Origin of the sequence: Pseudomonas chlororaphis, assembly GCF_001921865.1 — a bacterium.
GTDB lineage: Bacteria > Pseudomonadota > Gammaproteobacteria > Pseudomonadales > Pseudomonadaceae > Aquipseudomonas > Aquipseudomonas chlororaphis_D.
The window spans coordinates 303195-315935 of sequence record NZ_MSCT01000008.1; the positions used below are offsets into that span (position 1 = coordinate 303195).

Annotated in this window: 11 protein-coding genes; 9 read left to right on the forward strand and 2 right to left on the reverse strand. The window is 63.9% G+C overall.

The window, feature by feature from the left end; all coding sequences use genetic code 11:
• The first annotated feature begins 31 nt into the window (after positions 1-31).
• From BTN82_RS08635 to BTN82_RS08655, 5 genes are all read left to right on the forward strand, one after another.
• Positions 32-1048 carry a substrate-binding domain-containing protein gene (locus tag BTN82_RS08635; RefSeq protein ID WP_075118727.1) on the forward strand — a complete coding sequence of 339 codons (1017 nt, stop codon included), beginning with the start codon at positions 32-34 and terminating at the stop codon, positions 1046-1048.
• 70 nt (positions 1049-1118) lie between these two features.
• Positions 1119-2633, forward strand: coding sequence for an L-arabinose ABC transporter ATP-binding protein AraG (gene araG / locus BTN82_RS08640; RefSeq protein ID WP_148169481.1), 1515 nt, complete (start codon positions 1119-1121; stop codon positions 2631-2633).
• A 14-nt stretch (positions 2634-2647) separates the two neighbouring features.
• Positions 2648-3613 carry an L-arabinose ABC transporter permease AraH gene (gene araH, locus BTN82_RS08645; protein WP_075118728.1) on the forward strand — a complete coding sequence of 322 codons (966 nt, stop codon included), beginning with the start codon at positions 2648-2650 and terminating at the stop codon, positions 3611-3613.
• A 10-nt stretch (positions 3614-3623) separates the two neighbouring features.
• On the forward strand, positions 3624-4703 hold the full coding sequence (locus tag BTN82_RS08650) for an aldose epimerase family protein (protein ID WP_075118729.1): 1080 nt from the start codon (positions 3624-3626) through the stop codon (positions 4701-4703).
• Between the two features lie 84 nt (positions 4704-4787).
• Complete coding sequence (locus BTN82_RS08655) at positions 4788-5585, forward strand: IclR family transcriptional regulator (protein WP_075118730.1); 798 nt, start codon at positions 4788-4790, stop codon at positions 5583-5585.
• A gap of 116 nt (positions 5586-5701) precedes the next feature.
• Here BTN82_RS08655 and BTN82_RS08660 read toward each other — a convergent pair whose 3' ends face one another.
• Positions 5702-6754 carry an NAD(P)-dependent alcohol dehydrogenase gene (locus tag BTN82_RS08660; protein WP_075118731.1) on the reverse strand — a complete coding sequence of 351 codons (1053 nt, stop codon included), beginning with the start codon at positions 6752-6754 and terminating at the stop codon, positions 5702-5704.
• Between the two features lie 180 nt (positions 6755-6934).
• Between BTN82_RS08660 and BTN82_RS08665 the strand changes: the two genes are divergently transcribed.
• Positions 6935-7825 (forward strand): AraC family transcriptional regulator, encoded by an 891-nt coding sequence (locus BTN82_RS08665; protein ID WP_075118732.1) that lies wholly within the window; start codon positions 6935-6937, stop codon positions 7823-7825.
• A 99-nt stretch (positions 7826-7924) separates the two neighbouring features.
• On the opposite strand, the gene BTN82_RS08670 is transcribed toward BTN82_RS08665, so the two are convergent.
• Entirely contained in the window at positions 7925-9589 is a 1665-nt protein-coding gene (locus BTN82_RS08670) for an electron transfer flavoprotein-ubiquinone oxidoreductase (protein ID WP_075118733.1), read from the reverse strand.
• A gap of 557 nt (positions 9590-10146) precedes the next feature.
• Here BTN82_RS08670 and BTN82_RS08675 point away from each other — a divergent pair.
• From BTN82_RS08675 to BTN82_RS08685, 3 genes are all read left to right on the forward strand, one after another.
• Positions 10147-10896: an electron transfer flavoprotein subunit beta/FixA family protein gene (locus BTN82_RS08675; protein WP_007950859.1), complete on the forward strand. Its 750-nt coding sequence runs from the start codon at positions 10147-10149 to the stop codon at positions 10894-10896.
• 2 nt (positions 10897-10898) lie between these two features.
• Positions 10899-11828, forward strand: coding sequence for an electron transfer flavoprotein subunit alpha/FixB family protein (locus BTN82_RS08680; protein ID WP_075118734.1), 930 nt, complete (start codon positions 10899-10901; stop codon positions 11826-11828).
• Between the two features lie 81 nt (positions 11829-11909).
• Complete coding sequence (locus BTN82_RS08685; RefSeq protein ID WP_075118735.1) at positions 11910-12734, forward strand: substrate-binding periplasmic protein; 825 nt, start codon at positions 11910-11912, stop codon at positions 12732-12734.
• Positions 12735-12741: the final 7 nt, after the last annotated feature.

The following is a 12741-nucleotide window of genomic DNA, read 5'->3' on the forward strand; positions in this document are numbered from 1 at the left end:
TAACGATCGAAAAACAACAAGAGGGTTACTTATGTCTACGCATCGCCTGTCTGTTGGTTCCACCCTGCGCGCGCTCGGTTGTGCCGCCGCGCTGTTCGTCGCCAGTGCCGGTTCGAGCCTGGCCAGCGCCGAGGAGGTGAAGATCGGCTTCCTGGTCAAGCAGGCCGAGGAGCCATGGTTCCAGACCGAGTGGGCCTTTGCCGAAAAGGCCGGCCAGGACAAGGGCTTCACGGTGATCAAGATCGCCGTGCCCGACGGCGAGAAGACCCTGGCCGCCATCGACACCCTGGCGGCCAACGGCGCCAAGGGGTTTGTCATCTGCCCGCCGGACACTTCGCTGGGTCCGGCGATCATGGCCAAGGCCACGCTCAACGGGCTCAAGGTGCTGGCGGTGGACGACCGTTTCGTCGACGCCCACGGCCAACCCATGGAGGACGTTCCCTACGTCGGCCTGGCCGCGTTCAAGATCGGCCAGAAGCAAGGCCTGGCGATGATCGATGAAGCGAAAAGGCGCGGCTGGGACCTGAACAGCACCTACGCGGTGATCAACACCTTCGACGAACTGGATACCGGCAAGAAACGCACGGACGGTTCGGTGGATTCGCTGAAGGCGGCGGGCCTGCCGGCGGACCACATCCTGTTCACCGCGCAGAAGACCCTCGACGTGCCGGGGAGCATGGACGCCACCAACTCGGCGCTGGTCAAGCTGCCGGGCACGGCGACCCACCTGCTGATCGGCGGCATGAATGACAGCGCGGTGCTGGGCGGCGTGCGCGCCACTGAAAGCGCCGGCTTCAAGGCGGCCAACGTGATAGGCGTGGGCATCAACGGCACGGACGCCATCGGCGAGCTGAAAAAGGCCGACAGCGGCTTCTTCGGCTCGATGCTGCTCAGCCCCGACACCTCCGGTTATGAAACCGCCGTGCAGATGTTCGAGTGGGTCACCGCTGGCAAGGCGCCGGCCAAGTACACCGCGCTGGACAACGTGACCCTGATCACCCGGGCCAACTTCCAGCAAGAGCTGACCCGCATCGGGTTGTGGAAATGAGGGCGGTCGAGCGCAGAGGCCTCGGCTTGAGTCGCCAGCGAACTCACGTCTACAGGGGCGGGAGGTGGACATGATGGAACCAGCGAAAGTCAGTGAGAGCCTGCGTTTCAACGGGATCGGCAAGGAGTTCCCCGGGGTCAGGGCGCTGTCGCAGATCAGCTTCGAGGCGCGGCCCCACAGCGTGCACGCGTTGATGGGCGAGAACGGCGCGGGCAAGTCGACGCTGCTGAAAATCCTCGGCGGTTTCTACACGCCCAACAGCGGTCATTTGCAGATCGGCGAGCAGGCCCTGAGCTTCAGGTCGGCGGCCGACAGCATCGCCCACGGCGTGGCGGTGATTCACCAGGAGCTGCAACTGGTGCCGGAAATGAGCGTGGCGGAGAACCTGTTGCTGGGGCATATGCCGGCGCGCTTCGGCGTGGTCGACCGTGGCGCGATGCTGCGCAAGGCGCGGGAGCTGCTCAGGGGCCTGGCCGACGAGATCGACCCCGGCGCCCGCCTGGGCAGCCTGTCTTTGGGCCAGCGGCAGTTGGTGGAGATTGCCAAGGCCATGTCGCGCAACGCCCATGTGATTGCCTTCGACGAGCCGACCAGCAGCCTGTCGGCGCGGGAGATCGAGCGGCTGATGGTGATCATCGCCCGGCTGCGCGACGAGGGGCGGGTGATTCTGTATGTCTCGCACCGCATGGAGGAAGTGTTCCGCATCTGCGACGCGGTGACCGTGTTCAAGGACGGGCGCTTCGTCTGCACCTTCGAGGACATGGGGCAACTGAGCGTCGAGCGCCTGGTGAGTTGCATGGTCGGTCGCGACATCGAGGACATCTACAACTACCGCCCGCGCCCGCATGGCGGCCAGGCGCTGCGGGTGGAAGGGCTGCTGGGCCCGGGCGTGGTCGAGCCGGCCAGCTTCAGCGTGGACAAGGGCGAGATCCTCGGGCTGTTCGGCCTGGTCGGCGCCGGGCGCACCGAGCTGCTGCGCCTGCTGGCGGGGCTGGCCCGCAGCCAGGCCGGACGCCTGCTACTGCACGAGCGGGAGGTGGCGTTCAAGACGCCGCGCGATGCCATCGCCGCCGGGGTGCTGCTGTGCCCCGAAGACCGCAAGAAAGAAGGCATCGTGCCGCGCGCCAGCGTCGCGGAGAACATCAACATCAGCGCGCGCGGCGGTCACGCGAGCTTCGGCTGGCTGCTGCGCGGCACCTGGGAGCGCGACAACGCCCAGGAGCAGATCAGCTCGCTGAACATCCGCACGCCTTCGGCCAGCCAGCCGATTCTCTACCTGTCCGGCGGCAACCAGCAGAAAGCCATTCTCGGGCGCTGGCTGTCGATGCCGATGAAGGTGCTGCTGCTCGACGAACCGACCCGGGGCATCGACATCGGCGCCAAGGCCGAGATCTACCAGATCATCCAGCGCCTGGCCGGGCAGGGCATCGCGGTGATCGTGGTGTCCAGCGACCTGATGGAGGTCATGGGGATTGCCGATCGCATCCTGGTCATGAGCGAAGGCGCGATCACTGGCGAACTGACCCGCAGCGAGGCCGACGAAGCCCGCCTGTTGCAACTGGCCCTCCCGCGTTCGCGGGATTGACGATCGAGGTGTGTATGTCACAGGTAAAGAAAAGCAACGCGTTCTGGCTGGGCTTCAACCAGCGCAAGTTCTTCGATGACTGGGTGATGCTGCTGGCGGCCCTGGGCATCTTCGTGCTCTGCGCGCTGTTCATCGACAACTTCCTCTCGTCGCTGAACATGCGCGGGCTGGGCCTGGCGATTTCCACCACCGGGATCGCCGCATGCACCATGTTGTTCTGCCTGGCGTCGGGGCACTTCGACCTGTCGGTCGGCTCGGTCATCGCCTGCGCCGGCGTGGTGGCCGGGATCGTCATCCGCGACACCGACAGCGTGTTCTTCGGCGTCTCGGCGGCGTTGGCCATGGGCCTGTGCGTGGGCCTGATCAATGGCATCGTGATCGCCAAGCTGCGGATCAACGCCTTGATCACCACCCTGGCGACCATGCAGATCGTGCGCGGGCTGGCGTATATCTTCTCCAACGGCAAGGCGGTCGGGGTGATGAACGAAGGCTTCTTCGTGTTCGGCAACGGCCAGGTGTTCGGCGTACCGGTGCCGATCCTGATCACCGTCCTGTGTTTCGTGTTCTTCGGCTGGCTGCTCAACTACACCACCTACGGGCGCAACACCATGGCCATCGGCGGCAACCAGGAAGCGGCCTTGCTGGCCGGGGTCCAGGTGGACCGGACCAAGATCGTCATCTTTGCCGTGCACGGGGTCATCGGCGCGCTGGCCGGGGTGATCCTGGCGTCGCGCATGACTTCGGGCCAGCCGATGATCGGCCAGGGGTTCGAGCTGACGGTGATCTCGGCCTGCGTGCTGGGCGGCGTGTCCTTGAGCGGCGGCATCGGCCTGATCCGCCATGTGATTGCCGGGGTGCTGATCCTGGCGATCATCGAGAACGCGATGAACCTGAAGAACATCGACACTTTCTACCAGTACGTGATCCGCGGTTCGATCCTGCTGGTGGCGGTGATCATCGACCGGCTCAAGCAGCGTTGAGGGGGCGGGCATGAGCGGTCGCTGCCAGCAACGGCTCTTTGGCCGCCTGGACGACGGCACGCCGGTGCATGCTTACCGGTTGCGCAATGCCGGTGGCATGCAGGCCCAGGTGCTGACCTACGGCGGCATCCTGCAAGCGCTGAGGGTGGCGGACCGGCACGGCGGTTTCGACGATGTGGTGCTCGGATTCGACAGGCTCCAGGACTATCGGCGGCATCGTCACCTGTACCTCGGCGCGCTGATCGGGCGCTACGCCAATCGCCTGGCCGGTGGGCGCTTCGGGCTGGATGGGCAGGCTTACCAGGTGCCGCTCAACGATGGGAGCAACGCCTTGCACGGCGGCTGCCACGGGTTCGACCAGAAGCTTTGGACGGCGCTGCCCTGGGAGGGGAGCGACCACGCCGGGGTGAGGCTCAGTTGCCTGTCGGTGGATGGCGAGATGGGCTTTCCCGGCAACCTGCAGGTCGAGGTCAGCTATTGCCTCGACGACCATGACCAACTGCGCATCGACTATCAGGCGGTGACCGACCGGCCGACCCTGTTCAACCCGACCCAGCATGCGTATTTCAACCTGGCGGGCGCCGGCAACGGCGACGTCCTCTCCCAGGTCGTGACGCTGCGGGCCGGGCATTACCTGCCCCTGGACGCGCAACTGATCCCCACGGGGGAGCGGGCGTCGGTGGTCGGTACGCCGCTGGACCTGAACCAGCCGACGCCCATTGGCCGGTGCTTCGCCGACGAGCATCCGCAACTGCTTCTCAGCGGCTGGCCGCAACGCGGGTTCAATCATTACTGGATGCTGGAGGCGCAACGCGACCTGGGGTGCCCGGCGGCAAGCATTCACGACCCGCACAGCGGGCGCCGCCTGGCGTTGTTTACCAGTGAGCCGGGCGTGCAGTTCTACACCGCCAATGCCTTTGACGGCAGCGTCCGAGGCAAGGCGGGCAAGCCTTATCCGCGTTGGGGCGGTTTCGCCCTGGAGGCGCAGGGCCCGCCCAACGGCGTGAATCTGCCGGGGCTTGCCAGCGGCCGCCTCGATCCGGGCCAGGTGTACCGGCAAACCACGCTGTTGAGGTTCTCCACGGTGTGAGCGGCGGCTGTGCAAAGAGGGCATGCAGCCATACAGCCGAGCGGCCATAATGGCCTTCGTTTTTCGTACCCCTTAAGGCTGGATATGCAGGAAGACGCCGCAAAAAACCTCAAGGACGCCGCCCCCACCGGCACCCAGACCTTGCTCCGCGGGCTGGCGGTGGTGCAGGCCGTGGCCGGCGGTGCCCGCGACCTCAAGGAAATCGCCCGGCTGATCGGCACCACGCGCAGCACCACCCATCGCCTGGCCAGTTGCCTGGTGGACGAGCGTTACCTGCGGGTGGTGCCGCAGGTCGGCTATCTGCTGGGCCCGAAGCTGATCGAACTGGGGTTCCAGGCGCGCGAAGCGGTGCCGCTGGTGACCCTGGCCGCGCCGTTTCTCGACGGGCTGTCGGCCCTGACCGGCGACACCATTCACCTGGCGATCCGCGAAGACGACGACGTGCTGTACCTGCACAAGAACCCGGGGCGCAACGGCCCGGAAATGCGCTCGCGGGTCGGCCATCGCATGCCGCTGGCGCGCACCGGGATCGGCAAGGCGTTGTTGCTCGACGATGGGCTGCAGGAGTGGCAGCGCCTGTATCAAGTGAGTTTGCCGGCGGGCGGGCGCAATGCGCTCTGGCCGGAGCACGAAGAGCCGACCTGGGAGCAGTTCCGGCAGCGCATGGAGGAATATGTGGCGGGCGGTTATGCCTTCGACCTGGAGGACAACGAGCCGTCGATCCGCTGCGTGGCGGCGCCGATCCGCGATGCTAGCGGCCAGATCGTCGCCGGCATCAGCATCGCCAGCACCGTGCCCTACATGTCGCTGGAGAAAATGGCCGGGCTGATCCCGGTGATCAAACAGGCCGCCGCCGGCATCTCTGCCGAGCTCGGCGGCTGAGCACAATCCTCTGTAGGAGCGAGCTTGCTCGCGATGGCGTCCGCCCTGCGGCAACGCGGTGCTTGCATCGCCAGCAAGCTGGCTCCTACAGGTTTTGTGTGTGCCGCGATTTTTGGTTAGCGCTTGAGCGTGGCCATGTCGATGACGAAGCGGTACTTCACATCCCCGGCGATCATCCGCGCGTAAGCCTCGTTGATCTGGCGGATGTCGAGCATTTCGATATCGCAGCTGATGTTGTGCTCGGCGCAGAAATCCAGCACTTCCTGGGTTTCGGCGATGCCGCCGATCAGCGAGCCGGCGAGCACGCGACGGCCCAGCACCAGCTTGGCGGCATGCACGGGCGGGTCCACCGGCTCGATCAGGCCGACCAGGATATGCACGCCGTCGAAGCGCAGGGTATCCAGGTAGGGGTTGAGGTCGTGCTGCACCGGGATGGTGTCCAGCAGGAAATCGAAATGCCCGGCGGCGGCCTGCATCTGCGCGGCGTCGGTGGAGACGATCACATGGTCGGCGCCCTGGCGTCGCGCTTCTTCGGCCTTGCTCGCCGAGCGGGTGAACAGGGTCACTTCGGCGCCCAGGGCCTTGGCGAACTTGATGCCCATGTGGCCCAGGCCGCCCATGCCGAGAACCCCGACCTTGTCGCCGGCCTTCACTCCGTAATGCTTGAGCGGCGAGTAGGTGGTGATGCCCGCGCAGAGGATCGGCGCGGCGCTGGCCGGATCGAGTTGCTTCGGGATGCGGACCACGAAGTGCTCGCTGACCACGATGCTGTCGGAGTAGCCGCCCAGGGTGTTGCTGCCGTCCACCCGGTCCGGGGTGGCGTAGGTCAGGGTCGGGCCTTCCAGGCAGTACTGTTCCAGGTTGGCGGCGCAGGCCTCGCACTGGCGGCAGGAGTCGACCATGCAGCCGACGCCGACCAGGTCGCCGACCTGGTGCAGGCTGACCTGGGCGCCGACGGCGGTGACCTTGCCGACGATCTCGTGGCCCGGCATCAGCGGGTACACGGCGATGCCCCATTCGTTGCGGGCCTGGTGGATATCGGAGTGGCAGACGCCGCAGTAGAGAATCTCGATGGCCACGTCGTCCGGACGCAGGCTGCGGCGCTGGAAACTCATGGGCGCGAGGGGCGTGGTGGCGGACTGGGCGGCATAACCGATGGCGGTGTACATGATGAACCTCGCAAAAGCACTGACAGGTGAGGTGGGCCATTCTCGGCGTCGCCCCCTGGCGCGAACATGGCGATTCCTCGGCATGTCATGCCTATTCCTCCGCCATCGGCGATTTGCCCGCGGTATTGGCGTGCAGACCTGCGATGATGTTTTTATCCCTTTTTCCGTGAAGTTTTCGCCATGCTGTTGACCCGCCATCTTGATGCCAATGCCACCCTGGTATCCCTGATCCAGCCCCTTGCGAGCCGCGAAGGTTTCGCCTCCACGCACCTGCCCGGGGTCAAGGTGCTGCGGGCCAGCCGCGACGTGGCCCGCGGTCCGCAGATCTACGAGCCGAGCCTGATGATCATCGTCCAGGGCAGCAAGCTGGCGTACCTGGGGCCGCGGGTCCTGGAGTACGGCGCCGGGCATTACCTGATCCAGGCCCTCTCGGTGCCCTTCGAGTGCGAGACCTTCGCCATGCCCGACGCGCCGTTGTTCGGGGTGTCCATCGCCATCGACCGGGTGTTGCTGGGCGAACTGGTATTGGCGATGGGGGCCGTGGCGGGGCGCGATATCCAGGCGCAGACCCCGGAGTCCATGACCTCGGTGGTACTCGACGACACCATGCGCGGTTGCGTGGAGCGGCTGCTGCGCTGCCTGCACGATCCTCTGGAGTGCAAGGTCATGGGCCAGGCGCGCTTGCGCGAGTTGATGTTCACGGTGTTGCGCGGGCCCCAGGCCGATGTGTTGCGCGCCCTGGTGGAGCAGCATGGGCGGTTTGCCCGGATCTCCGGCGCGCTGAACCACCTGCACGAGCATTACACCGAGCCGCTGAACGTCGAGACCCTGGCCCGTTGCGCGAACATGAGCGCTTCGACCTTCCACGAACACTTCAAACGCAGCACGCTGCTGTCGCCGGTGCAGTACCTCAAGCGCTTGCGCCTGCTCAAGGCCCAGCAGTTGCTGTTGGGGGAGGGACTGGGCGTGGCCCAGGTGGCGCATCGGGTGGGTTACCAGAGCACCTCGCAGTTCAGCCGCGAGTACAAGCGCTATTTCGAGCGCAACCCGGGGGATGAGCGCGCGGCTTGATGGGCTGGCAGCGCTTTGCGGTGAGGTCCGTCCAGGCGATACCTAATCGCGGATATGAAAAAGGCCCCCATTCGGGAGCCTTTTTATCAAGCGGATGCCTTACATGTTCGGGTAAGTCGGGCCGCCCGCGCCTTCCGGCGTGACCCAGGTGATGTTCTGGGCCGGGTCCTTGATGTCGCAGGTCTTGCAGTGCACGCAGTTCTGCGCGTTGATCTGGAAGCGCTTCTCGCCGTCTTCCTTGGTGATCACTTCATACACCCCGGCCGGGCAGTAGCGCTGGGCCGGCTCGTCGTACAGCGGCAGGTTCTTGTTCAGCGGGATGCTCGGATCGGTCAGCTTCAGGTGGCAAGGCTGCTCTTCTTCATGGTTGGTGCCGGAGATGAACACCGAGCTGAGTTTGTCGAAGCTGAGCTTGCCGTCCGGTTTCGGGTAGTCGATCTTCTTGCAGTCCGCCGCCAGCTTCAGGCAGGCGTAGTCCGGCTTGGTGTCGTGCAGGGTGAACGGCAGCTTGCCGCCGAAAATGTTCTGGTCGATCCAGTTGAAACCGCCGCCGACGATCGCGCCGAACTTGTGGATCGCCGGACCGAAGTTGCGGCTGGCGAACAGTTCTTCGTACAGCCAGCTGGACTTGAACGCCTCGACATAGGTGTTCAGCTCGTCGGCGCCTTCGGAGCCGGCGAACAGCGCGTCGGCCACGGCGTCGGCGGCGAGCATGCCGGACTTCATGGCGGTGTGGCTGCCCTTGATCTTGGCGAAGTTCAGGGTGCCCAGGTCGCAGCCGATCAGCGCGCCGCCCTTGAACACCATCTTCGGCAGCGAGTTCAGGCCGCCTTTGCAGATAGCCCGCGCGCCGTAGCTGATGCGCTTGCCGCCTTCCAGGTATTGCTTGAGCACCGGGTGGTGCTTGAGGCGCTGGAATTCGTCGAACGGCGACAGGTAGGTATTGCTGTAGGACAGGTCGACGATCAGGCCGACCACCACCTGGTTGTTTTCCAGGTGATAAAGGAACGAACCGCCGGTGTTCTCGGTGCCCATGATGTCCAGCGGCCAGCCGGCGGTGTGCACCACCAGGCCTGGCTGATGCTTGGCCGGGTCGATTTCCCAGATTTCCTTGAGGCCGATGCCGTAGTGCTGGGCATCGGCGTCGCTGTCCAGGTTGAAGCGCTTGATCAGTTGCTTGCCGATGTGGCCGCGGCAGCCTTCGGCGAACAGGGTGTACTTGCCGCGCAGTTCCATGCCGGGGGTGTACAGGCCTTCCTTCGGGTTGCCTTCGCGGTCGACGCCCAGGTCGCCGGTGATGATCCCGCGGACCACGCCGTTCTCGTCGAACAGCGCTTCCTGGGCGGCGAAGCCCGGGTAGATTTCCACGCCCAGGTTCTCGGCCTGCTGGGCCAGCCAGCGGCACAGGTTGCCCAGGGAGATAATGTAGTTGCCTTCGTTGTGCATGGTCTTGGGCACAAAGAAGTCAGGAACCTTTTGCCCGCTTTCGGCGTTTTTCAGCACGAAAATATCGTCGCGGGTAACCGGCGTGTTCAACGGCGCGCCGAGTTCCTTCCAGTCCGGGAACAGTTCGTTCAGGGCCCGTGGTTCGAATACCGCGCCGGACAGGATATGAGCACCGACTTCGGAGCCTTTCTCGACCACGCAGACGCTGATTTCCTTACCGGCTTCGGCGGCCTTCTGCTTCAGTCGGCAGGCGGCGGACAAGCCAGCGGGGCCGGCACCGACGATGACCACGTCGAATTCCATGTATTCGCGTTCCACTAGGCTATCTCCTACTCAAGGCTCAACGGTTTTTTCTAATTGGAGGTTGGGTGTCGCATCGATGATTTTCTCCGCCTTGCAGGGGAGGGAACAATGAACGACCCGCCTTTCTCTCTGGGCGGCGCATTATATCTACACCACTCCTAGCGTCCAATACAAACGTTTGTTTGAATTTGCTGGAGCCCATGTAAATCAAAGAAGCGCGGCTTATGACTGGCCATTTTGGCGTATTGACCAGAATAGGTGTTCCGGTCAAGATACGGTCGGTTTTGCGCTCGCCGTAGGCTGACTGTTGGTTTCAAGAGCACCTCTAAAGACAGGGCGAAGGCAGTAAAGGTGACGCAAGGCGCGGATTGAGCGCGCAGTTTACACGCCGCGATAAAGAATGACCGGTCAGTCGCCACTGACGAACGGTCGTCATCCCGTGAGCAGGGTCATCTGTCTGCTGTTGCAAGAGTCAATGCCAGCGTTTTTAGAGGTGCCCTTGTGCCCGATGAGCATCAACCGCCAGGTTCGCCTAGGCGACTTTCTTTTCACCGGAGAGTAACGAGGAATCCATGAAGGTTCTTGTAGCTGTCAAACGCGTTGTCGATTACAACGTCAAGGTTCGCGTCAAGGCGGACAATTCCGGCGTCGACCTCGCCAACGTCAAGATGTCGATGAACCCTTTCTGCGAAATCGCAGTGGAAGAAGCCGTACGCCTGAAAGAAAAAGGCGTTGCGACTGAAATCGTCGTCGTCTCCATCGGCCCGTCCACCGCTCAGGAACAGCTGCGTACCGCGCTGGCTCTGGGTGCCGACCGCGCCATCCTCGTCGAATCCGCTGAAGACCTGACTTCCCTGGCCGTGGCCAAGCTGCTCAAGGCCGTGGTCGACAAGGAACAGCCTCAGCTGGTGATCCTGGGCAAACAGGCCATCGACAGCGACAACAACCAGACCGGCCAGATGCTCGCTGCACTGAGCGGCTACGGTCAGGGCACTTTCGCCTCGAAAGTCGAAGTCTCCGGCGACAGCGTTGCCGTGACCCGCGAAATCGACGGCGGCGCGCAGACCGTTTCCCTGAAACTGCCAGCGATCGTCACCACCGACCTGCGTTTGAACGAGCCGCGCTACGCGTCCCTGCCAAACATCATGAAAGCCAAGAAGAAGCCTCTCGAGACGCTGACTCCGGACGCTTTGGGCGTTTCCACCGCCTCCACCAACAAGACCCTGAAAGTCGAAGCGCCGGCTGCACGCAGCGCGGGTATCAAGGTCAAGTCGGTGGCTGAACTGGTCGAGAAACTGAAAAACGAAGCGAAGGTAATCTGATCATGACTATCTTGGTAATCGCCGAACACGACAACAAGGTGCTGGCTCCGGCCACCCTGAACACCGTGGCTGCCGCTGCCAAAATCGGCGGCGACATCCACGTTCTGGTTGCAGGCCAGGGCGCTGGCGCCGTGGCTGAAGCCGCCGCGAAAATCGCTGGTGTGAGCAAAGTCCTGAACGCTGACAATGCTGCCTACGCGCATCAGTTGCCGGAAAACGTCGCTCCGCTGGTCGCTGAACTGGGCAAGGGCTACAGCCACATCCTGGCTGCCGCTACTTCCAACGGCAAAAACATCCTGCCGCGCGTTGCTGCCCAGCTGGACGTTGACCAGATCTCCGAGATCATCTCGGTAGAAAGCGCTGATACCTTCAAGCGTCCGATCTACGCCGGTAACGCCATCGCTACCGTGCAATCGACCGCTGCGATCAAAGTGATCACCGTGCGTGCCACCGGTTTCGATCCGGTTGCCGCTGAAGGTGGTTCGGCTGCCGTTGAATCGGTTGCCGCTGCTCACAACGCCGGCACTTCCAGCTTCGTCAGCGAAGAGCTGGCCAAGTCCGACCGTCCTGAGCTGACCGCTGCCAAGATCGTCGTTTCCGGCGGCCGCGGCATGCAGAACGGCGACAACTTCAAGCACCTGTACGCCCTGGCCGACAAGCTGGGTGCAGCCGTGGGCGCTTCGCGCGCCGCGGTCGACGCAGGTTTCGTACCGAACGACATGCAGGTCGGCCAGACCGGCAAGATCGTTGCGCCACAGCTGTACATCGCCGTCGGTATCTCCGGCGCGATCCAGCACCTGGCCGGTATGAAAGACTCCAAGGTGATCGTTGCGATCAACAAGGACGAAGAAGCGCCGATCTTCCAGGTTGCCGATTACGGCCTGGTAGCGGACTTGTTCGAAGCCGTACCTGAGCTGGAGAAGCTGGTCTAATCCAGCGGCTTCACTTATAAAGAGCCCGGTCTTTTGGCCGGGCTTTTTTATTGTCTGGGATTTGAGTGGGAGAATTTCGCCATGGAACTGCGCCGCCTGGGAGGCCTGTCAGTGCTGCTGGGACTGACCCTGATGCCGTTGTTGTCGCTGGCCGCCGGCAAGTGCGAGCGCCTGGTGGTGACCGGCAGCCCGGACGCTCCGCCGTATCTGTGGCGCGACCCGCAGGATCCCGTCCACCTGATCGGTGCGAGCGCCGACCTGCTGCAACAGGTGGCGCAGGAACTGGGGATCAAGGTCGAAGTGTTGTATGCCGGTAAACGCTCCGCCGCTCTCGACGAAGTGCGCAGCGGGCGCATGGACATGCTGGCCGACGCGCCGCTGACCGTGAGCGAGCTGGACGCGCTGGACTACATCCACCCGCCGTTGCTGGAAAACGACTTCCTGGTCTGGACCCGCAAAGGCTCGGCGCTGAGCTATAGCCAGCCGTCGGACTTGCACGGGCACTCTGGCGCGCTGTCGGAAAGGGCACGCCTGACGCCGTCCTTCGAGGCCTTCGCCAAGGAGCAATTGAGCCTGGCGCGCATGCCGAATCTGACCCAGGCGTTCCAGAAGCTGCTGCTGGGGGAGGTGGAGTACGTCCTCGCTGGACGCTACGCCGGCACGGCCCTGGCCCAGTCGCTGGGCATGGCCAACGATCTGCTGGCTTTCCCCCAGCCCGCCGACAAACCCGGGCTGTTCCTGGCCGTCTCCCATAACTCCGCCTGCAACGACCCATGGTTGCGCGGACAGCTGGCAAAAAAGATGACAGAATTGCCCGCGTCCGGTCTGACGGAAACCGTGCTGCAGCGCAATCTCGAGCGTTGGAAGGCACAGTTGCAGCAACCTGTCGGCACCCCCAAACAGTAGGGATTTC